18 protein-coding genes and 1 pseudogene are annotated in these 20,782 nt (G+C 44.0%); 11 read left to right on the top strand and 8 right to left on the bottom strand.

Features of this window, described 5'->3' with window-relative positions; genetic code table 11:
* Positions 1-48: 48 nt before the first annotated feature.
* Entirely contained in the window at positions 49-378 is a 330-nt protein-coding gene (locus tag ACR5KR_RS10550) for an SDR family oxidoreductase (protein ID WP_448266479.1), read from the top strand.
* Positions 379-719: 341 nt separating this feature from the next.
* On the opposite strand, the gene ACR5KR_RS10545 is transcribed toward ACR5KR_RS10550, so the two are convergent.
* The 3 genes from ACR5KR_RS10545 to ACR5KR_RS10535 form a co-directional block, all read right to left on the bottom strand.
* Positions 720-1,358 carry a PadR family transcriptional regulator gene (locus ACR5KR_RS10545; RefSeq protein WP_448266478.1) on the bottom strand — a complete coding sequence of 213 codons (639 nt, stop codon included), beginning with the start codon at positions 1,356-1,358 and terminating at the stop codon, positions 720-722.
* A 1,136-nt stretch (positions 1,359-2,494) separates the two neighbouring features.
* Positions 2,495-2,950, bottom strand: a complete 456-nt coding sequence (tsaE, locus tag ACR5KR_RS10540) for a tRNA (adenosine(37)-N6)-threonylcarbamoyltransferase complex ATPase subunit type 1 TsaE (protein WP_448266477.1) — start codon at positions 2,948-2,950, stop codon at positions 2,495-2,497.
* Positions 2,951-3,005: 55 nt separating this feature from the next.
* Entirely contained in the window at positions 3,006-4,376 is a 1,371-nt protein-coding gene (locus tag ACR5KR_RS10535) for a gluconeogenesis factor YvcK family protein (RefSeq protein WP_445626596.1), read from the bottom strand.
* Between the two features lie 174 nt (positions 4,377-4,550).
* Between ACR5KR_RS10535 and ruvC the strand changes: the two genes are divergently transcribed.
* The 3 genes from ruvC to ACR5KR_RS10520 all read left to right on the top strand — a co-directional run bounded on the left by ruvC (position 4,551) and on the right by ACR5KR_RS10520 (position 9,337).
* On the top strand, positions 4,551-5,042 hold the full coding sequence (gene ruvC, locus ACR5KR_RS10530) for a crossover junction endodeoxyribonuclease RuvC (protein ID WP_322668374.1): 492 nt from the start codon (positions 4,551-4,553) through the stop codon (positions 5,040-5,042).
* Between the two features lie 405 nt (positions 5,043-5,447).
* Positions 5,448-5,981, top strand: coding sequence for a translation initiation factor IF-3 (gene infC / locus ACR5KR_RS10525; RefSeq protein ID WP_322673183.1), 534 nt, complete (start codon positions 5,448-5,450; stop codon positions 5,979-5,981).
* Positions 5,982-6,331: 350 nt separating this feature from the next.
* Positions 6,332-9,337, top strand: coding sequence for an MFS transporter (locus ACR5KR_RS10520; RefSeq protein ID WP_448266476.1), 3,006 nt, complete (start codon positions 6,332-6,334; stop codon positions 9,335-9,337).
* Positions 9,338-9,639: 302 nt separating this feature from the next.
* Here the strand turns inward: ACR5KR_RS10520 and ACR5KR_RS10515 are convergent, their stop codons facing one another.
* Positions 9,640-10,857, bottom strand: coding sequence for a DUF7453 family protein (locus tag ACR5KR_RS10515; protein WP_448266474.1), 1,218 nt, complete (start codon positions 10,855-10,857; stop codon positions 9,640-9,642).
* The gene (locus ACR5KR_RS10510; protein WP_448266472.1) at positions 10,854-11,072 is read right to left on the bottom strand and encodes a hypothetical protein; all 219 of its coding nucleotides are present in this window, start codon (positions 11,070-11,072) and stop codon (positions 10,854-10,856) included. The genes ACR5KR_RS10515 and ACR5KR_RS10510 overlap by 4 nt, the downstream gene beginning before the upstream one ends.
* 128 nt (positions 11,073-11,200) lie before the next feature.
* Between ACR5KR_RS10510 and ACR5KR_RS10505 the strand changes: the two genes are divergently transcribed.
* Positions 11,201-11,878: a potassium channel family protein gene (locus tag ACR5KR_RS10505; protein WP_448266471.1), complete on the top strand. Its 678-nt coding sequence runs from the start codon at positions 11,201-11,203 to the stop codon at positions 11,876-11,878.
* A gap of 69 nt (positions 11,879-11,947) precedes the next feature.
* On the top strand, positions 11,948-12,502 hold the full coding sequence (locus ACR5KR_RS10500) for a DUF3124 domain-containing protein (RefSeq protein WP_448266470.1): 555 nt from the start codon (positions 11,948-11,950) through the stop codon (positions 12,500-12,502).
* A gap of 261 nt (positions 12,503-12,763) precedes the next feature.
* On the opposite strand, the gene ACR5KR_RS10495 is transcribed toward ACR5KR_RS10500, so the two are convergent.
* From ACR5KR_RS10495 to ACR5KR_RS10485, 3 genes and pseudogenes are all read right to left on the bottom strand, one after another.
* Positions 12,764-13,390: a pentapeptide repeat-containing protein gene (locus tag ACR5KR_RS10495; protein WP_448266469.1), complete on the bottom strand. Its 627-nt coding sequence runs from the start codon at positions 13,388-13,390 to the stop codon at positions 12,764-12,766.
* A 414-nt stretch (positions 13,391-13,804) separates the two neighbouring features.
* Complete coding sequence (locus ACR5KR_RS10490; RefSeq protein ID WP_448266467.1) at positions 13,805-15,358, bottom strand: cation:proton antiporter; 1,554 nt, start codon at positions 15,356-15,358, stop codon at positions 13,805-13,807.
* Between the two features lie 70 nt (positions 15,359-15,428).
* Positions 15,429-15,966: pseudogene (locus ACR5KR_RS10485) on the bottom strand (DUF389 domain-containing protein); the annotation flags it as partial.
* Positions 15,967-16,355: 389 nt separating this feature from the next.
* Here ACR5KR_RS10485 and ACR5KR_RS10480 point away from each other — a divergent pair.
* Genes ACR5KR_RS10480 through ACR5KR_RS10460 form a run of 5 tightly spaced genes read left to right on the top strand, consistent with a single transcriptional unit; the run spans position 16,356 to position 20,757 of the window.
* Positions 16,356-16,820, top strand: coding sequence for a YbhB/YbcL family Raf kinase inhibitor-like protein (locus ACR5KR_RS10480; RefSeq protein ID WP_445626645.1), 465 nt, complete (start codon positions 16,356-16,358; stop codon positions 16,818-16,820).
* 35 nt (positions 16,821-16,855) lie between these two features.
* Positions 16,856-17,020, top strand: a complete 165-nt coding sequence (locus tag ACR5KR_RS10475) for a hypothetical protein (RefSeq protein WP_448266465.1) — start codon at positions 16,856-16,858, stop codon at positions 17,018-17,020.
* Positions 17,021-17,022: 2 nt separating this feature from the next.
* A complete protein-coding gene (locus ACR5KR_RS10470) occupies positions 17,023-17,556 on the top strand; it encodes a (2Fe-2S)-binding protein (RefSeq protein WP_448266464.1) in 534 nt (177 codons plus the stop codon).
* Positions 17,543-18,535 (top strand): FAD binding domain-containing protein, encoded by a 993-nt coding sequence (locus ACR5KR_RS10465; RefSeq protein WP_448266463.1) that lies wholly within the window; start codon positions 17,543-17,545, stop codon positions 18,533-18,535. Before ACR5KR_RS10470 ends, ACR5KR_RS10465 begins: the two co-directional genes overlap by 14 nt.
* The gene (locus ACR5KR_RS10460) at positions 18,532-20,757 is read left to right on the top strand and encodes a xanthine dehydrogenase family protein molybdopterin-binding subunit (protein WP_448266461.1); all 2,226 of its coding nucleotides are present in this window, start codon (positions 18,532-18,534) and stop codon (positions 20,755-20,757) included. The genes ACR5KR_RS10465 and ACR5KR_RS10460 overlap by 4 nt, the downstream gene beginning before the upstream one ends.
* The last annotated feature ends 25 nt before the right edge of the window (positions 20,758-20,782 follow it).

The raw sequence follows: 20,782 nt of genomic DNA, 5'->3' as shown, positions 1-20,782 counted from the left end.
CATTATTGAGTAACTGCCAAAAGATTAATTTTTGGGACAATTTATTCTTTGGAAGTCCCCAACTTGTCCTCCATCGGCGGACATGCTGTCTGGCCAACCTGCGCTGTTTATTCAGCAACTAAGTTCGCGGTGTTGGCAATTTCGGAGGGGCTGCGTCAGGAAAATACTGACATTCGCGTTACAGTTATTTCACCGGGTGTAACGGAGTCGGAACTAGCCGATAGCATTACTGACCCCGAAGCTGGCAAAGGTATGGAGGAATTCCGCAAGATTGCGCTTCCGGCGGAAGCGATCGCCAGAGCGATCGCCTTTGCAATCGAACAACCGGATGACGTTGATGTGAATGAGATTATCGTGCGTCCTACAGGCAGCGTATAGTTACGCAAAGATGCGAAGAATTTTGAATCTAAGCTAGTAGTAAAACAACTGAGAAGCCCTATATGACTACCCAAAATAAAATTCAACATCGCCAACTTGGTTCAATGGTCTAACTATTTTTCCCCTAGCTCCATGTAAATCTATCCCCAGAAGACTAACCCGTATTGAAGCAGCAATTCCTGCATCTGCGATCGCAGGCACTCGTTACGATCGACATCAAATGCAGATGTTGGACAGCGAACGCTAATGCGATCGACAGGGTGAGCAAAGTACTAGAGGATTTGTAGTAAGCAATTTGCTGCTTAGAAACTAAGGACTAATGTCTTACTACGAGCCTCTACTTATTTTTCAGCCAGAATCGCGTAAATTTCCCGTTTAACTTGCTCTAAAAGCTCGCGCACCCGATTTATCCGCTCCATATTGCTACTACGAGCCACCTGCGCCACCGCAGCAGCTAACTCTGTGGCGGCATTCCGCAACTCAATAAACTCTTGGGGCTTACCTGTAACAAAACTTTTGAAGGTATCCCAAGGAGTGTCTGAAGGTTCTTGTTGGGAACGTTCTGCCAATAATTGTTTACCCTCATCCGTAATCGTATAAATCCGCTTGCCCCCTTCCTGTGCGCTCTTGAGATAACCTCCTTCTTCCAACAATTGGAGTGTTGGATAAACTGAGCCAGGACTGAGGCGACGGAAACCGCCGTAGCGAGTTTCCATCTCTTTAATCAGGTCGTAACCATGACTAGGATGCTCAGATAACAATTCCAGCAGAATGAACTTGATGTCACCCCGACGAGTCCGGTATTCATCTCCCCAACCACGACCAAACATTTCATTATCAAAGCGTTTGTCATGATGTCTACCATGATGCTTGCCATGATGGTTGCCATGTCCAAACCAAGACCTGACAAGCAATGAATCCTCTTCGCTAACTCCTGCCCATGCAGGTGCGCCAAAACGTGACCGAAAATGTCTAAACATAAGTAAATCTCAAATCAACTTTCTCTAATATACGATATATCGGAATATATCGCGATATATCGGAATAGAATTTTGGTTAAGATTTGTAACAAAAGTAGCATCAACTAGTTAAGAGTCTGCACTTGTTCGACAAAAGACTCTACCCAATACTGCACGCTTTGTGGATTTTTAACTCGGAATTGGATTTGGGGAAAAGGTTAAAGGCTAAAGGTTAAAGGTTTTTTCTTTCCCCTCCCAAAACCCGACAAGCATTAAGACTCTACCCATTGCAAAAATGCTTAATCTACGGCGTTTAGTCGTAAATTAAGCATTTTTACTTGATTCTGAAGTGATAGGTGTAACAAAAAGTTCAGTGCACAGATAAAACCCCGTATTTTTAGATGGTTTGCTTTTTTTGTGTCTTGTATTTCTAGATAAAATATGTATAAATACGAGATATTTTAGTTAAATATTTTATTGAAATCGGTGTTAATTACAGATGTGAATATAAGAATTTATTGCTAGTTAAAATTATTAGAACTAATTTTGTGAATTTATAAAATACTTTATTTTTTTGTATAGATTGTGAACTTAACTTGGGAATACTAAGTGTGAGAAAAGTTAAAATTATACATAAACTGATGATTGTTTAACTTTTTTACTAGCATTCGCTGCTAAATAATCTAGATTCCTTTTTTAAACCACGTAGGGAACTAATCAGATTCAATCGAAGCTGACTAAGTTCTCTCAAAACTTTCATTGACCCCAACAACAGTTTATTTACACTTGCTTGATTCATATATCCTATTTAGTTAAGAATCACTTTAGGTTCAATACTATTCGGATAAGATAACCCCGCCTGGATTTGAGGGAGTGAAAGAAAAAATAGTCTCCCTTTTAAAGAAAGCCAGTGTGTTGGGAACTCTCCTAAATTTATAGGAGCAGGTGTCAGCAAAGCTGACTACCAGTTTTCTATTGAAGAAAAGCTGATTAAATATTTTTGTTTTGGTTGAGATAACAATGTTAGAAACTGACGGTGGCGAACGTGGTAGTGGCAGATAGGACGAGTGTAAAGTTCTCTCTCGATTATTTGCAGGAATTTTTGAGTATTGCGGTCAAAAAACTGAAATCCCTCGTACTTTAGGCGGGAGATGAGCTTAAATTGCGGCAATGATTTTGCTAATGGCACAATTGAATGGTGTGAGTTCGACTTGACGAGTGCCTTCATATCCATAAGTCAAACTCACGCTCAGATAACTATCTGGCTTGTAGGGTAATCGTTCTGCCCATTCAACTGCCACAATTCCTGGTATCACTTCAACACCTTCCCAGTAACTTTCTAAATTTAGGGTTGCGACTTCTTGCGGTTCCAAGCGATATAAATCCAGATGGTAAAGGGGAAAGCGTCCTTCAGTGTACTCATTAATCAGCGTGAAAGTAGGACTGACAATGGGTTCAGCAATTCCTAAACCTTTACCAATGCCTTGAACTAAAGTAGTTTTACCAGCGCCCAAATCACCTTCTAGTAAAATCACGCTGCCAGGTGTCAGGGATTCGCCAAGAGTAATACCTAAGCGCAGCGTCGCTTCTGTATCTGCAAGAAAAATTTTCATAATTAGTCATTAGTCATTAGTCATTAGTCTAAACAAAGAACAAATGACTAATTTTTTATCTTAAGTGATGACCTCTACCGTACCACCGTAATAACACTTGTGCTAGTTTCTGCGGATTGTGACGTACAAAACCTGTTTCATCTTCATACAAAACATTAGCTGGAACAATCCGTCGCCCTAGTTGAGTTACGGCTTCTCTATCGAGGAAAACGGGATGAGAGTTTTGTTGGGCGTAGCGGATAAGTGATTGCTCCGAAGGAGATTTTTTGTGTATTAATACAGCATCGAATAGTCGTCTTTGTCCGCAAGCAGCATCAATTGCTCTGATGTGATCGGCAACAGTATAGCCTTCAGTTTCTCCTGGTTGAGTCATGATATTGCAGATATAAATACGGGGGGCATCTGATTGAGCGATCGCATCGGCAATTTCTGGTACTAATAAATTAGGAATTAAGCTTGTATAAAGGCTACCTGGGCCAATAATAATGTAATCAGCTTCTTTAATTGCTTTAATAGCTGCTGGCACCGCAGGAGGATTAGCCGGAATGCAGCCAATTTTGACAATTTTACCGCCAGCTTTGGGAATACTAGACTCCCCCTCAATCCGACGACCATCGGCTAATTCTGCCCAAAGGCGAACATCACTGAGAGTTGCTGGTAGTACTTGTCCTCGCACCGCTAGAACTTTAGAACTGGCTGCAACTGCTTGTTCTAAATCTCCAGTAATATCACTCATTGCTGTTAAAAACAAATTACCAAAACTGTGACCAGTTAACCCATCTCCAGCCCGAAAACGGTATTGAAACAATTCTGTTAATAACTTTTCTTCATCTGCTAGTGCAGCCAAACAATTGCGAATATCTCCTGGTGGTAGCACTCCAAATTCTTGACGCAAACGCCCAGAAGATCCACCATCATCGGCGACAGTGACAATCGCGGTAATATTAGCGCTGTAGGTTTTCAGTCCTCTCAACAACGTAGAAAGTCCCGTACCACCACCAATTACCACTATTTTTGGGCCTCGGTACAATCGACGATGGGCCAGCAAGACATCAATGAGTTCCTCTCCGCCTTCTGCTCTTAGTACCTTAGTAATTGAGCCGACAGTCCGAGTTTGCCCCCAAAGCACTAACAGCAAGCCGCCAAGCAGTACCAAAGGCCCACTGATATAGTTCGGTAAGAGGTTGGTGATTACTCCCAAGAAACCTCTAACCAACTCAATCATCCAAAAAATTGGGGTTAGCTTAATCCAAATGGCTAACCCCAAACTCGCCAGCAGTACACCCCCAACACTAATTAACAACCAACGTTTTACCGATAGTCCAGGGGATAACCATTTGAACCACTGGTTAACTCGATAGGAAGTACGAGAGCGCGACTGCTTTTGCAGGGCGTTGAGGGCTTGTCTGAGAAAACCAATTGACATACCTGATTTGGAGCAGTGCTACAAACAATAATTAACAGAAAATTTACACCGCTTGGTTTAAAAAACCAGGCGTGAAACTATTATATTTATCAATCCTATTAGACTAAGAGCAAGTCGTGAACATTGCCAGGATTTCTAGTTAAACAATACCCTGGCTTGATAAAAGTGAATTTAATGGAAAAACGAATTTTAGGATTAGATCCAGGACTGGCAATTTTAGGATTTGGGGCAATTAGCTGTACACAAAACCTCAAAAAGGTGCAAGAGACTACAGTAAATATGCTGGATTTTGGAGTAATTAAAACGTCAGCAGATGTAGAAATGGGCCAGCGCTTATGTACCTTGTTTGATGATTTACACACCCTGATAGAGGAATTTCAACCAGACTTAGTGGCAATCGAGAAACTCTTCTTCTATCGGATGTCAAGTACTATCCTGGTTGCACAGGCGCGGGGTATAGTCATTTTAGTGTTGGGGCAGCGTCGTCTTCCTTATGTAGAGTTTACTCCGGCTCAAATTAAACAAGCTTTAACAGGCTATGGCAATGCTGATAAGTCAGAAGTGCAAGAAGCGGTGGCGCGGGAGTTAGATTTAGATGAAATTCCTAAGCCGGATGATGCTGCGGATGCTTTGGCAGTGGCTTTGACGGCTTCTTATCAGCTGTAGGTTTTCATCAAAGATTTGGGGTTGGGGAGATAATGCTTTCTCTAAAAGCCCACGAACCATCACCAAGACTGGACTCTTTAATGAAAACGCTTAAGGGCAAGTTATGATGATGTTGCTCAATGCGATCGCCTACAGTGAGCGGTTACGCGATCGCCAAAAGTCTTGCTAAATAATTGTAATAATATTTAATATGAGTCTAGGTTGTGTAATTTAGATTAACTATTGCAGAGAAATTCTCTCAGACTGAGTAAAATGACAAATACAACGAGGCAACTATTTTATAGATTAGTTACCCTAGAACTGGAGACTATGTTTTCAGTCCTGAGTTACTTCTGTATTTTGCCTCTGAGGCATAGCAATTTAGACCACACTAAATCCTTCATTTAAGAGCTCCTACAAATCATAATGGCTGTGATTGAGAAGAAAAGAACTCGCGATCTGCCCCAAATTAACGAACGAATTCGCTTCCCGAAAATTCGGGTCATTGACACTGACGGTGCCCAACTGGGAATTATGCTCCCACAGGAAGCACTACAACTAGCAGAAGAAAAAGAGCTAGATTTGGTGCTAATCAGCGATAAAGCTGACCCGCCGGTTTGTCGGATTATGGACTACGGGAAATACAAGTTTGAACAGGAGAAAAAGGCGCGGGAAGCCCGGAAAAAACAGCACACGGCTGATGTCAAAGAAGTTAAGATGCGCTACAAAATAGAAGAACACGACTACAATGTGCGTGTTAAGCAAGCAGAGCGCTTTTTGAAAGATGGCGATAAAGTCAAAGCAACTGTGATGTTCCGGGGTCGAGAAATTCAACACAGCGACCTAGCAGAAGATTTGCTCAAGCGAATGGCAACGGATTTAGAGCCTTTTGGTGAGCTTCAACAAGCGCCTAAAAAAGAAGGACGAAACATGATGATGCTCATCTCGCCTAAAAAATAATTCTCTAACTGTTTAATAGACCAAGTTTGAAAATCCCCTGACTTCTAGCCAGGGGATTTTTTGATGTTTCTTTTCGATGCAATATGCGCCCAAAGTTTTGAGGTTATTTAAATTTATCTAAAATCGATAGTCCTGAAGACTGAATGGGAAACATAATACTCAGTTGCTCAGGACTTTTGCTATTTCCAGGAAATGAGAGACAAGGAAGACAAGGAAGACAAAAAGTATTTTTCTCCCCCTGTCCCCCTGCTCCCTGCTCCCTGCCCCCTGCCCCCTGTCCCCTGCCCCCTGCTCCCTGCCCCCTGCCCCGCTTCCCAATGCGCGGTGATACTACCAGAAAATAAAACTGCATGGAACTGAAAAATCACTGGTTGGCTGCAAATAAAGTTGCTTTACCACGACTACTACAGTGGGTGAATCTCCGACCAGAGGAGAGCGAACGCACCCAAATAATGTTTCTTTTTTACACAATTGTCTGTGTAGGATTGCGGTGGGCAGAAGACAGTACGGTGGCGCTGTTTTTGGATGAATATGGGACTCATCTACTGCCGTGGATGTACATTGCTAGTGCGGCAATGAGTGCCGGACTGGTTTTTTTATACTCTTGGCTGCAAAAGATTTTTCCCTTACGTCGGGTAATTGTGGCGATCGCACCTTGCATGTTGATGCCATTAGTTTTATTAGTTGTATTACGTTGGGGATCGCATTTTTCCTATCTGGCAGTGATTTCGGCTTTTCTGCTGCGGCTATGGGTAGATGCACTTTATGTGGTCAATGACCTCAACACCTCCATCGTCGCCAACCAAATATTTAATATTCGGGAGATTAAACGGACTTACCCACTGGTGAGTAGTGGGCTTTTAGTAGCAGATGTGATCAGTGGCTTTAGTTTACCTTGGCTATTGCAATATACCACGCTGAATAAGATCGTCCTCATCGCCTGTATGGTGATTTTATTAGGATCGGGAATTCTATTCTATTTAACTCATCACTATCGAGCAGCTTTTCCTGAAACCCCACAAAGACTAGCTCCTGAACAACAAGCTTCACGAGAGCGTTTCATTAAAAGTCCGCTGAAGCGGTACGTCTGGCAGTTGTTTGCTTTTGTGGGACTGTTGCAAGTTATTGGGTTGTTAATAGATTTTCAGTATCTGCGCGAACTCCAATCCAATTTGAGCGACCGAGAACTTGCGAGCTTTTTGGGTCTTTTTGGTGGGATGTTGGGACTGTGTGAGTTGTTGTTGCAGTGGTTTTTTTCCAGCCGACTGATCGAACGTATGGGGGTATTTTTCACTGCGACGCTTTTACCAATCACCGTCGGCTTTTCACTCCCAGGAGTGCTGGTATTACTGCATTTAATTCCAGCCATCCAATCGCAAAGCTTTTTCTGGGGTTTGATAACTGTCAAATTCTGCGATGAACTTCTGCGCTACACCTTTGTTATGAGTAGCGGTCCCATTCTGTACCAACCGATTCCAGAGGGAATTCGTAGCCGGATGCAGACTTTATCTGGCGGAACTGCTGAAGCGATCGCCACAGGTTTGACAGGAGCGCTAATTTTTGTAACTATCTTGGTTTGTGGGCGGTTTGTACCCGTATCACTACAAAAATGGGTGTTAGTAGCAGAAACCATGCTGATAACTGGCACTTGTTTAACAGTAGTTTGGGAATTGCGATCGCGCTATGTGGAACTGTTAGTCTTGAGTGTGGCGCGGGGTCACTTGAGTGCAAGCAATGTCGGCTTGCGATTTTTCAAACAGGGTGTAGTCAAAGCTTTAGCAGAAAAAGGCTCTGAGGCTGATAAACGCTCTTGTATTGAACTTTTAGCCCAAATTGACTCCCAAGGCGCGGCGGAAGTTTTAGCCCCGCTACTAGTGAAGTTAACTCCAGATTTGCAGCGCCAAAGTTTGGAAGTGATGCTGATGGGAGGCGTAAACCCGGTTTATTTAGCTGCCATCCGTCCTTTGTTAGAAGAATCCCAAGAAACGAACCCCGAAGTTTTTGCTTTAGCGTTGCGCTACGTTTGGCTGGCTGAACCAAATCCCAATTTAAGCCTCTTAGAAGGATATTTACATCCCCGACAAAACTCACTCATCCGCGCCACCGCCGCCGCTTTAGTCTTACGCCAGGGAACGCCGATGCAAAAGGTAGCAGCTACTCAAACCATGCGTCGGATGCTGACTCATAAGCAAGAACGGGAACGGATGAATGGAGTCAGAGCGCTCAGAGAAGCAGTTTATTTGCAAGCATTGCGGATTCATATCCCGAATTTATTACAAGATGAGTCGTTACGGGTGCGCTGTGCCGTATTAGAAATGATTTCAGCCACTCATTTAGAAGAGTACTATTCGGCACTGATTGCAGCACTTTATTACAAATCAACCCGCAGCACAGCCATGTCAGCCCTAGTGCGGCTAGAAAATGAAGCTTTAGAAATGCTGTTGCGGTTGGCTACCAATATTTACAAACCAGAAGTAGTGCGGATGTATGCTTGGCGTACCATTGCTCAAGTCGGAACCCAGCAAGCATTGGAGACTTTATGGGAAAACTTGGAAATCTCTTGGGGTACTACTAGAGATCATATTCTCCGCAGCTTACTAAAAATCCACAAACAACCAGGAATTAAAGGTTTAGTAGATCGATTTTATGAAAGTCGGGTAGAAAATTTAATTAAGCAGGAATTAAAATTTTTAGGTGAAATTTACGCCGCATACATTGACTTCCAAACACTAGACCAAAAAGAAAATTATCAATCCAATCAAAGGATTGTGATTGTCTCGGAATTATTGCAACGCGCCCTTCTAGAATTGGAATTAGATGTCAAAGAGCGGCTGCTACTCTTACTGAAACTGCTTTACTCGCCAGAAAAGATGCAAGCAGCATCCTTCAATCTGCGATCGCTCTCAGTGGTAAACTTAGCGCGGGGGTTAGAAATCTTAGAGCATACCATAACTTTGCCTTCAAAATCTTTATTGCTGAATATTTTAGACAACCGACCACAAACAGAAAAATTGCAATATCTTGTCGAAGCCAAGATCGTAGAATATGAGAACATGATAGTTAGCGATCGCCTCCACAGATTGCTGATGTTAGGTAATTTTCTTTCTGATTGGTGTCTAGCTTGTTGTTTTCATTATGCTCAAGTGACACGCATCCGACTGACCAGTTCTGAGATACTAATGAGTTTGCGTCATCCCACCGGCTTTGTCAGAGAAGCTGCGATCGCATATTTAAATATGGTTTCATATCGCGTTCTCCTGCAAATCCTCCCCCAGTTACAAAAAGATCCACATCCTTTAGTGTCCGCTCAAGTTAAAGAGTTACTCGAAAAATACCAATTCAAAAATTACAATTGAAAATACCTTCTTTGGAATTTGTGAATTTGACATTTTAATGCGACTTAGATAAAAAGTAGTCAGAAAAAACGCTCAACTGAAACCCTCATTACACCGTTGCTTGATTTTGGGATATATTAACGTGCTTGTGTTGTTTTAGCTAGTTAGAGGTGAATAAACCTGACTTTTCCCGAACTGAGGTTATGGGAATAATAATTTTGAATTTTGAATTTTGAATTCAGAGCAAAGCGACGTGACTTTTGCAATAGGTCTAGTGTAAGAATAATGTGGCAGAACGGATGTGGGAGCGAAGATGATTTATGTTATTTTTGTTTTTTCTGTTTATGCTTCAGCAATAGACCTGTACCACATACACTAGAAGCTAATAGACTTAAAACAGAAGAGGGTTCAGGGACAGAAGCTGGGGGTTCAGTTTCAAGCTGGGCACGGAAAATCCCGAAGCTCCCATCAGCCAAACCAGCTGCAAACGCGAGTTGGTTAGAATTATTCAGCCCCTTAGTACTAAAAGCAAGATATGTCACCGTGGAACCGAAGAGAGAATCGCCAGTAGCGATAACTTTATCTGCCACTGGGTCTGAACCGATGAAAATGCCTTCGCCCCCGGTTGCTAGAGTAGCCTGAAAGGCTACTGTATTCCTGTCATTGATTGAAGGAGAAGTAACGCCTGTAAAGGCTCCATTGGAATTAACGATGGTAGAAATTGTATCACCGTTACTAGTAAAGATGCCATCACCAGTAAATACGGGACTAGCCACCGCATCTAGCGAAGCATTGAAGGCTACTGTGCCTTTGTTGTTTAAAGAAAGCTCCACTAAAAAGCTAAAGGGACCACTAGAGTCACCAATAGTAGTAATCGTCCCGTTATTGCTGAGGAAAATACCTTCAGCACCGTCCACAGGGACACCCCGAAAGGCAACTGCGCCGTTGTTGTTGATGTCGCTAATCCCAACGTCAGAAAAGCCGCTACTGTCAGCGATAGTAGTGATTGCCCCACCATCGCTAGCGAAGATACCAGCTCCTCCTGCATCTAAAGAAGCAGTAAATGTCACTATGCCTGAGTTGTTAATAGACGGAAACCAACCACCACCCCTACTGAGTCCATAGGGACCATTGGAATCAGCAATAGTAGTAATCGCTCCACCGTTACCGACAAATACACCATTAATGTCGTCTGTATTTAATAAAGCAGAAAAGGCGACTGTACCTGCATTGTTAATGGAGGGACGACGTTGGAATTCTTTAACTGGTAGATTGCGCGAGTCAGCAATGGTAGTAATCGTTGTGCCGTTACCAGTGAATATGCCACTGCCCCCCGCTTTCAGATTAGCCCGAAAGACCACTGTGCCTACATCGTTGATAGAGGGTTCTAACCCTTGATCGCCCTCCAGTAAGGAAAACGGGCCTTTAGTATCAGCAATTTTTGTAAAGGTGAAGGAGGCGGACAAGGCTTGGCCCGTGGTAAGCAAACTCAGGGAAAAACCAACTACTGTTGCCACTGCTAAGTGTTTGATTGCAGTCATAGACTTTTATGGCTCTTAAAGAGTTTTATTAAAAAATATACCGATACCGAATTGCACAGGCGATCGCAAAAATTAGCAATCACTGGAACGCAATGGTAATGATATTTAAGGATAATGCCATTACCAATGTCATTTGGTTGTCCTGATGCTCCTGCCACTCGGTGATAGGCTGTAGATGCGTGGATGCAGTGGGACTGTAAGGTTATAATCTGCATTTGTAAATCCCTGTTATAAAAAAGATTTACTGGGATTTTGTTCAGAGCAATTGGGAACAAAGCTACATCTTCATTTGCTTGTTAATCTATAAAGTGAAACAAGAAGTTACAGAGTATCAAGAACAGCTATGTACGTACTGATTGGTGGAGCGGGCTTAGTGGGCTTAAGTTTAGCGCAAAAACTGGTAGAACTAGGGCATACTGTTGCTGTAATTGACATTGACCCTATTGCTTGCCGCTACGCCCGCGAACAAGTAGGAGCAATGGCTTTTGAAGGCAGTGCTGTGAGTACAGAAGTATTGTTAGAAGCTGGGATTCGCAAAGCCGGTTCCTTGGCAGCAGTTCTGAGAAGTGATGCCTTAAACTTGGCAATGGTAACTCTTGCGAAACACTACGGTGTCACCCATATTTTGAGTCGGATGCGCCACCCCGATTTTGTCGAACCATTGCGGATAGCTGGAGCTAACCATATTGTCAGTACTGTTGAACTATCAGTTTCAACAATGGTGAACGCCATTGAGTATCCACAAGTAGAATCAATGATGCATTTTGAGCAGGGACAGATTGAGGTTCTGAAACTTTCCATCCCCAACAATTGCTATGTTGCTGGTCGTAGCGTTGCCGAAATTGCTCAAGATTCCCAATTCCCTACTGGTTCGCTAATTATTGGCTATCAATCCCATCCCCACGAAGATTTAATCATTCCTAACGGCAGTACAATACTGGAACCTCATTCAACTGTGCTGATTGTGACTAAACCAAGATGCTTACATCAAGTCATTGATTTTATTGAACAAAAATGTTGAGCGCAGTTCCTACCTAAACTGTTTATTAGGTAGGGTTAGCTACACATATAAAAAAATTGGTGAATTTTGATGAAGCTGTATAGATATATTTTTTTAGCGATCGCTGTTATTTTTCTTGTATCTTGTCAATCAACACCCAAGTCACAACCCAATGCCATTCCAGCAGTCCCATTGCAAAAAACAGTGACGCTGGATAAGAATTTTAAGATAGCAAGCGGTGAAACTCTTTATGTTCCGGTCTACTCTCATATCTATCATCACAATCGCCAAGAGATTTTTGAGTTAGCAGTTACGCTTAGTATTCGGAATACAGATTTGACTAATCCAATTATTATTACTTCTGTGCGTTACTATAACTCAGAAGGGAAACTAGTTAAACAGTATTTGGAGCGCCCTATTCAACTTGATGCCCTAGCTTCTACAGATTTTTTTATCAATAGAAATGACACCAGTGGAGGTTTAGGCGCAAACTTCATTGTCGAGTGGGTAGCCCAAACCGAAATATCCGAACCGATAGTAGAGGCAGTGATGATTGGTACTGACTTTCAACAAGGAATTTCTTTTATCAGTCCTAGTAGGGTAATTAAAAGTCAAAATAACAATAAGCGATCGCTTTTAAAATAATTCGTAATCACGCTCTCTACCAGACGCTAAAAGTGTAGCTTGCAACTCTTACAGAGTACGCGGACTCGCTTTACGGGACGTTAACGTAATTCCTAATCAAGTTAATTCCTCGTTCCTATGCTCCGCATGGGAATATATTCCTCTTGACATTGCTCGTTTACAGCAATTAAAGTAAGAAACTTTGTCCTGAATTTTCTTAATTTGAGCATTCAATATTAATTATTTACATATCTTCTAGGCGACACAGAATTGATAGCTTTCTCAGTCAATATATTTAGTTCTGATAGTACCGTCTGGCATGATGGTATCTTTGAAAAGAGTATCTTTGAAAACAACTCTTTCACAGAGTACAAGACTTTCGATATTATCGATGATTTCCAACTGAGTTCCTCTGAAGTTAACTCTAGTCAAATTAGCTTCGGAGAAGTCGGTCTGATAAAACCTGGCAAAACTGAAGTTAACTTCAGTCAAATCAGCACAAAGGAAACAAGTTTGGCTCAAGCTAGAACCGCTCAAATTAGCTTCCCTCAAATTAGCTTTGAAGAAAATAACCTCATCCAAGGTGCCGCCACTCAAATCGGCTCTACTCAAATTGGCGTTGTCAAAACAAGCTCGCCGCAAGTTGGTGTAACTCAAATCAGCCCCGCTCAAGTTGGCTCGTTCAAAATGAGCGTATTCCAAGTTGACACCTCTCAAGTCAGAGCCACTCAAATTGATTCCTTGGCTACAGGTAATAAGTCTTTGCAAGTTGGCATATCTGAAGTTAGCTCCACTCAGATTGATGCCATACATTCCTTCCTCCCTCAATTCCAGAAAAATGTCAACTCCAGTAAAATCTCTTTCCCCAGCAGCATACTGCTCCAACAACTCCTCAACAGTTATTCTCATCTATACACCTCCGCAATCACCAACATCCTCTAAGCTCGACTTTATCCAAAATTAAGAACTCGGTTTTCTTTATCCGACAAAAACCTTAGCTTTTCGGCAAATACTTTTTCAACGTCACAGATTATCGATGAAGTTAAAAAAGCAAAACTACTGTCCTACAAAGGTTTCAGCTTAAGCGATATCGCGTTGTGAAAAAAATGGATAAAGTCGAGCTAAGAGGATGTCTGAAAACTTTTTGGTACTGTTAAAGGTATTTATATTTCATGTGGTTAGAACACTTGAGAAGTTGCTTTCATATAAGTAAAAGTAATTACTCCTCACCTCCGATTTCAGATAGTTCAGCAAAAAATGTATCTCAATTTACAAAATCTTGACGTTCACTCTCTTGGAAAAAACTTTGCGATTTACTGATATTTAATCGTCTTCCAATTTCAACAATTGTTCATCAAGAATTTGTATCCGTCCACGCACAATTTCTTCTGATAGAATTCGCTTCCGCATTGCCTCATTGAGCGCTCCTTTTTCTGCCAGCAGTAAACGGCGGCGAATGGCTTCAAGTTTACTGCTCTTGCCACTTCTACCTTCCACCTCATCAGGGCGACGATTATATAATTCCCGCAGTGTTTTTTCTGCACTGGCAATTCGTACCTGATAAGCTGAACGCATCTCTTCATAAACGGCTTTTGGTAATACCCCTGATTTCAACAGACTATCTAATTCATCTTGTGCTGCTTTACCCGTCATCAATTGGGCTTGCAGCTCTTCAACTTGTTGTTGAATTTCGGAAAATTTAGATAATTTTAAACGTTTTACCACCCAAGGCAAACTTAAACCCTGTCCCACTAACGACACCAGCACACAGCCGAAGACTATAGCTATCAGGACTTCTCGCCCTGGCAGTGTTATAGGTAAACTCAATGCCAGAGCCATTGAGAGTGAACCTTTGATGTTGCCTAAAAACAGTAAATGTTGCCAGCGCAGCGGAATTGGGCGGTCAATCCAACGAACCACTGCTAGTAGCGGATAAACTGTAAGAACTCGCCCGACTTGAAAAGCCAAAACTGCAAGTAGAATTGCAGGTAAAGTTTTCCAAAGCGTTACCAAATTTATTTCTACACCAATCAACAGAAAAATAAAGGTGTTGACAGTGAAACTGGCATATTCCCAGAAACTCAACAAGGTGATGCGGCTAGAAGCAGAAATATTGCGAGAAAGCCCAAAATTCCCGAAAATCAATCCAGCAACAACTACAGCCACAGGGCCTGATACACCGAGAAATTGCCCAGCCTGAAAAGTTCCTAATGCAACTGCGACTGTCAGTAAAAGACTGCCAAGGGCATCATCTAAACGGGCGAATACAGGTATACTCAAGTAGCCCAAGACTAACCCGACAACGCAGCCTCCTAAAGAGATAAATAGCAGCTGTTGGATTCCCTCGATAAATGTGAGTGAGCCTGTTGAATATACTTGCACGATCAAGTTGAAGGAAACAAGGGCAGCAGCGTCATTGAATAAAGTTTCTCCTTCAACAATGGTGGAAAGGCGCGAGGGTACTGGTATCTCCTTAAATACAGCAATCATGGAAACAGTATCAGTGTTTGCCAGAATTACTCCGACAAATAACGCAGGTATCCAACTCAGTCCCAGCCCAAATTTCAATAGGACGGCAATAATCACACTGGAAATCACAGCCCCTGGGCCAGCTAGTAAGGCAATTGGTTTAAAGGTACTGCGTAAGCGGCTGACATCTGTATTAATACCAGCTTCAAAGATCAGAATTGGTAAGAAAAGATCCAAAACAAGGGTTGGATTTAAACCAATCCGACGAGACAATAACTCAGTGATGGGCAAACCTGCTAATACTAAACCAGTAACATAAGGGATTCCCAACCTTCGAGACAGCAAAGCTACTCCTGTAGCCACAACCAAGAGAATAATTGAAACTTTGACTAATTCGGTAACATCCACTATTGCGTTTTAGAGAGTTAGTTTGACTTGACTGATAGATTCTCTCTTCATTCATGCCAAATTAGCAAGTTCAGGGTGTGGGTTCAGAATTTCTAATTTCCTCCACTTGACCAACTTCAAAAATTAGAGTGAATGGTTGCCTCATCTCTCGTTTGATAAATTCTTCTAATAACTCCACTTGCCGAGGTGTGACAGGTTCTCTTGCTCGGACACTCAAACGCAGTTCCCGCTAAACTACCAGAGATTTTTGTCTCAATTTTCGCGTAGCCACTAATACCACCAGCCGCTATCGCAATTCCCAAATCTAACAGCGTTGGTCTCGATCGCGCTAACACTTCACTACCATAGCTGGGCAATCCCACCAGCAAACCCAGAATCAAGGCGATCGCCACCGCTAACATCGTGCCTACTGCTACAGCAATTATCCCCTTGCAAAGCACCAAAAGCTAACCCGCGAATTGGCAACATCAGAGGGGTAACGATCGTCGCACCGATAATAACGGCTGCACTGTTGGAATAAACCTAAAGTAGCGATTGCGCAGGAGCTAATAATCAAAATTATGTAATGAGTCTAGGGTAGATTCTGCCAGCAAGTCTGTTTGTAGCTCAGGTGCCAACCGAAAAATAAATGATGATGCGATCGCTCCCTTAACGGGAAAACATTTTCAACATGAATATCCAAAACTTAATGGAGAATATTTTCAACAGTTTTTGGACTGGTTATCTCAGCAATTAAGTAAGTCGATGCAATAAAACCAAACTATGTAAAGAAAAGTAAATAAGGCTCAAACTCTTTCTCCCCCTGCTTATTTCACGAGGATCTCACTTTTTCGCGTTGCTCCCGTTGTTCTCTTTCACTAGGAAGACGCGATCGCACTATTGCTTCCGTAGGATGGTAAGAGTTAAAAGCTTGTAATTTGAAGATTATGAATCAGACGTTGACCCGTCCCTTGGCCGTTGTAACAGGTGCACTGATTGTTGCCAAAGGAAATAGACAATGGCGTTGAATATCAAGGATTTACAGATTTCCAGTCCTGCATTTACTTCTGGTGAGCGTATCCCGAAACAGTATACCAGCGACGGTGAAAACATCTCACCTCCCTTGGAATGGAGTGGACTGCCAGCCGGAACCCAGCAATTAGCACTCATCTGCCACGATCCAGATGCGCCCCTGCCACAGGGGTTTACTCACTGGCTAATCTATGGGATTGGGCCAACGGTTAACCAGATTGCCGAGGCGGGTGGTAGTAAATTTACTGAAGGTATGAACAGTACTAATCAGCCAGGGTATACCGGGCCGGCTCCACCAAAGGGACATGGGCCTCACCATTACTATTTCTGGTTGTATGCCCTAGATGCAGAGCTTGACCTGAAGCCAAATATCAACCGCGAGCAACTGCTTAATGCGATCGCTGACCATGTGATTGAGCAAGCACGGCTGATTGGAGTCTATGAGTCCTGACATCATAATTCTAAAAATCCAAGGAGGGTGTAAGCATGGGGAAGATGATAAACAACTATACACCGCAAGAGCAGAAAAACATTGAGCTATTCAGGGTAGAGAACGGGAAATTAGCCGAGTTCATCAAGGAATGGAACAAACTTTCTATGTGGGAGCAGTTCGGATGGCCGATTGAGGAGTGTTTAACCCAGAAGGAATAAGGATGATGACATCAACAAATTTCTCTCTACCAACCGATCGCCTGCAAAGAGAAACAGTCTCAGTTACCCTCCAAATTAACGATCGCCTTTACACGGTCGAAATTGAACCGCGTGTGACATTACTCGATTTATTGCGAGAACGGTTAGAACTTACAGGAAGTAAAAAAGGCTGCGATCGTGGTCAGTGCGGTGCTTGTACGGTGCTGATTGATGGACGACGGGTGAATTCCTGTTTAACGCTAGCAGTGATGCAGGTGGGAAAAACCATTACCACGATCGAAGGATTGGCACAAGGAGACGAACTCCATCCGATGCAGGCAGCATTTATCCAAAACGATGCTTTTCAGTGTGGCTATTGTACGTCTGGGCAGATTTGTTCGGCAATCGGGTTGTTAAGTGAAGGCAAAGCAGACTCGGATGCAGACATTCGAGAACTGATGAGTGGCAATCTTTGTCGCTGCGGAGCGTATCCAAATATTGTCGCAGCAATTCAGTCTGTAGCAGCAAGCGTGAGGGCGGGGGATGCAACCATTTAACTATCTACGTGCATCAGACGCAGCGATCGCGGTGAGAACTGCGATCCAAGACCATCAGGCAAAATTTATTGCAGGTGGCACGAATCTGCTGGATCTGATGAAGGAAGGTGTGGAAACTCCACAGCAGTTGATCGACATCAATGATTTGCCGCGATCGCAAATTGAACGCTTACCCAACGGCGGAATTCGCATCGGCGCACTGGCGCGAAATAGTGATGTTGCATACGACGAGAATATTCAGCGACAGTATCCGGTGTTGTCTGAAGCACTTTTATCTGGAGCATCTCCCCAACTGCGAAACATGGCAACCGTCGGGGGAAACTTATTACAACGAACTCGCTGTTATTACTTCACCGATGCTGGATTTTCATCTTGTAACAAACGTATCCCCGGTTCAGGCTGTGCTGCCATTGGGGGTTACAATCGCATTCACGCCATTTTCGGCACCAGCGACTGCTGTATTGCCACCCATCCTTCTGATATGGCGGTGGCATTAGTTGCCCTGGATGCCATTATTCACACGCAAAACGCGGATGGAACTCGGCAGATTGCGATCGCCGACTTTTACCTATTGCCAGCAGACACTCCCGATCGCGAAACCGTCTTGGAACCCGGAGAACTGATTACCGCCGTTGAATTACCGCCGTTACCCTTTGCGGCTAGGTCACATTACCTGAAAGTGCGCGATCGCACCTCCTATGATTTCGCTCTGGTTTCAGTAGCTGCGGCTTTGGACGTTCAAGATGGTCAAATTACCGATGCACGGATTGCCTTGGGTGGAGTTGGTACAAAACCCTGGAAAGCAACTGAGGCAGAACGAGTTCTCATCGGTTCACCTGCGAATGCATCCACTTTTGAAGCAGCCGCTTTTGCAACAATCCACGATGCTAAACCACAGCAATACAACCACTTTAAAGTAGAACTGCTGCGGCGCACGCTAGTACAGGCATTCTTTAAGGTTACAGGAGGTGAGCAATGAATCCGGTAATTGGAAAAGCAGTCGATCGCGTAGACGGACGGCTAAAAGTGACCGGAGGCGCACATTACTGTGCCGAAATGCCGATTCCTAACTTAGTTCACGCAGTCTTAATTAACAGCACGATCGCCAACGGACGCATTGTGTCGATAGATACAAAAGCAGCCAAAGTTTCTCCCGGTGTACTGGCAATACTCACACATCTGAATGCGCCGCCAATTGCACCTGCAAGAGTTACATTAGATAGTGCCAGTCAAGGAGGAGGTGCGGGAGAGCAGTATATTCCGCTTCAAGATGACCGAATTTATTATAGTGGGCAACACATTGGGGTTGTGGTTGCAGAAACTTTGGAGCAGGCCGATCGTGCCGCATCACTAGTAAAGGTTCGTTATGAAGAAGAACCACCTACGGTAACGATGCAAGAAGCGATGGAACGTGCCTTTCCACCCGATAACGTTTGGGGAAAACCACCAGATATCGTCCAAGGTGATTCAGTAAAGGGACTGGCAGATGCCTTTGTTCGGATCGACCAGATTTACACTACCGCTATGCAGCACCACAACGCCATCGAACCTCATGGCACGATCGCAGTTTGGTCGGGTGATTTCCTGACGTTATACGAACCGACTACCTGGGTTTACGGCATTCGGAATGCAGTCGCACAGTGGCTGCAAATGCCGCGTGAAAAAATCCGCGTGATTCAGCAGTTTGTGGGCGGTTCCTTTGGCTACAAAGGCCCTGCTTGGACGCACGTAGTACTAGCAGCGATCGCTGCTCGTCAGGTCAATCGCCCGGTCAAGCTGGTTCTGACTCGCCGACAGGAATTTGCAGGTGTCGGCTACCGTCCGCTCATTCAACACCACATTCAGTTAGGTGCAACCTCAACTGGGCAACTGACAGCGCTGACACATCACGCGATCGCTCGCACTTCAACCTTTGATAATCGGGTCGTTGCACCAGTCGAGCGCACTAGCCGCAAAATATACGCTTGCCCGAACGTTACCACTACTTACCGTCTCGCTCCCAGCAATCTTAGCGGCCCCTATACTATGCGTGGGCCTGGAGAAACACCAGGGTTGTTTGCCATCGAGTCGGCAATGGATGAACTGGCATACGCCTTACAAATCGATCCAATCGAACTACGCTTACGTAATCACGCCGACGTTGACCCAGAAACGGGAGATCCTTGGTCTAGTAAGTCGCTCAAGGAGTGCTATCAGCAAGGCGCAGAGCGATTCGGCTGGCATCGGCGCAACCCACAACCCGGTTCTATGCGAAATGGCGATCGCCTTGTAGGTTGGGGAATGGCAACGATGGCCTATGATGCCCGCTTTTCTGGGACGACTGCCTCGGCTCAACTGTTTGCTGATGGCAATGTCCTCGTGCAGAGTAGTACCTGCGACCCAGGCACAGGTGCTTACACGGTCATGCAGCAAATTGCAGCAGATACCTTAGGGCTATCGGTGGCATCGATTCGGTTTGAACTAGGCGATACTCAGATGCCCGAAGCTCCTGTTGCAGCTGGGTCTAAGACAACTGCTAGCGTTGGGTCTGCGGTATATGCTGCTACCACATCCCTACAGCGTAAACTGCTCAATTTAGCATTCAACAATCCCAACTCTCCTCTTTACGGGCATACCGAAGCTGAGGTGACGGTGGATAATGGACGTTGCTACCTCAAGGATAATCCTACTCAAGGACAGACCTATGTAGAAATTTTGCAGCAGCACCAAATGGAATCGATTTCAGCACAGGAACAGGTTCAGCCTAATGAAGAAACCAAGAAATTTACTCACTACTCCTTCGGCGCACATTTTGCCGAAGTACAATTTCATCCAGGATTAGGCGAACTACGAGTCACCCGTTATGTCGGCGCATTTGCTGCCGGACGGATCGTTAACCCCAAAACTGCCCACAGCCAGTTGATTGGCGGAATTATTTGGGGCATCGGTATGGCATTGATGGAGCAGAGCATCGTCGATCCGCATTCGGGACGAATTGTGAACTCGAATCTCGCTGAGTACCTGATTCCGGTGAATGCTGATATTCCCCCCATTGATGCCTTTTTTGTCGAGGAAGAAGCTTTGCATCTCAACCCGATTGGCACCAAAGGAATTGGCGAGATCGGCACGGTTGGAGCCGCAGCCGCGATCGCCAACGCGGTCTATCACGCTACAGGCAAACGGATTCGCGATCTGCCTATTACATTAGACAAGCTAATATAACAAGGGTGCTTTCAAGATGACTTGG

The sequence above is a fragment of the Nostoc sp. DSM 114159 genome, assembly GCF_053470285.1.
This window is presented reverse-complemented; position numbering and strand designations above follow the sequence as displayed.

Coding starts and splice junctions, on each gene's coding strand:
- ACR5KR_RS10460 (WP_448266461.1), top strand. CDS start 18,532: ATGAATCCGGTAATTGGAAAAGCAGTCGATCGCGTAGACGGACGGCTA.
- ACR5KR_RS10515 (WP_448266474.1), bottom strand. CDS start 10,857: ATGACTGCAATCAAACACTTAGCAGTGGCAACAGTAGTTGGTTTTTCC.
- tsaE (WP_448266477.1), bottom strand. CDS start 2,950: ATGAAAATTTTTCTTGCAGATACAGAAGCGACGCTGCGCTTAGGTATT.
- ruvC (WP_322668374.1), top strand. CDS start 4,551: ATGGAAAAACGAATTTTAGGATTAGATCCAGGACTGGCAATTTTAGGA.
- ACR5KR_RS10505 (WP_448266471.1), top strand. CDS start 11,201: ATGTACGTACTGATTGGTGGAGCGGGCTTAGTGGGCTTAAGTTTAGCG.
- ACR5KR_RS10500 (WP_448266470.1), top strand. CDS start 11,948: ATGAAGCTGTATAGATATATTTTTTTAGCGATCGCTGTTATTTTTCTT.
- ACR5KR_RS10520 (WP_448266476.1), top strand. CDS start 6,332: ATGGAACTGAAAAATCACTGGTTGGCTGCAAATAAAGTTGCTTTACCA.
- ACR5KR_RS10545 (WP_448266478.1), bottom strand. CDS start 1,358: ATGTTTAGACATTTTCGGTCACGTTTTGGCGCACCTGCATGGGCAGGA.
- ACR5KR_RS10495 (WP_448266469.1), bottom strand. CDS start 13,390: ATGAGAATAACTGTTGAGGAGTTGTTGGAGCAGTATGCTGCTGGGGAA.
- ACR5KR_RS10470 (WP_448266464.1), top strand. CDS start 17,023: ATGATGACATCAACAAATTTCTCTCTACCAACCGATCGCCTGCAAAGA.
- infC (WP_322673183.1), top strand. CDS start 5,448: ATGGCTGTGATTGAGAAGAAAAGAACTCGCGATCTGCCCCAAATTAAC.
- ACR5KR_RS10510 (WP_448266472.1), bottom strand. CDS start 11,072: ATGCAGATTATAACCTTACAGTCCCACTGCATCCACGCATCTACAGCC.
- ACR5KR_RS10465 (WP_448266463.1), top strand. CDS start 17,543: ATGCAACCATTTAACTATCTACGTGCATCAGACGCAGCGATCGCGGTG.
- ACR5KR_RS10535 (WP_445626596.1), bottom strand. CDS start 4,376: ATGTCAATTGGTTTTCTCAGACAAGCCCTCAACGCCCTGCAAAAGCAG.
- ACR5KR_RS10480 (WP_445626645.1), top strand. CDS start 16,356: ATGGCGTTGAATATCAAGGATTTACAGATTTCCAGTCCTGCATTTACT.
- ACR5KR_RS10475 (WP_448266465.1), top strand. CDS start 16,856: ATGGGGAAGATGATAAACAACTATACACCGCAAGAGCAGAAAAACATT.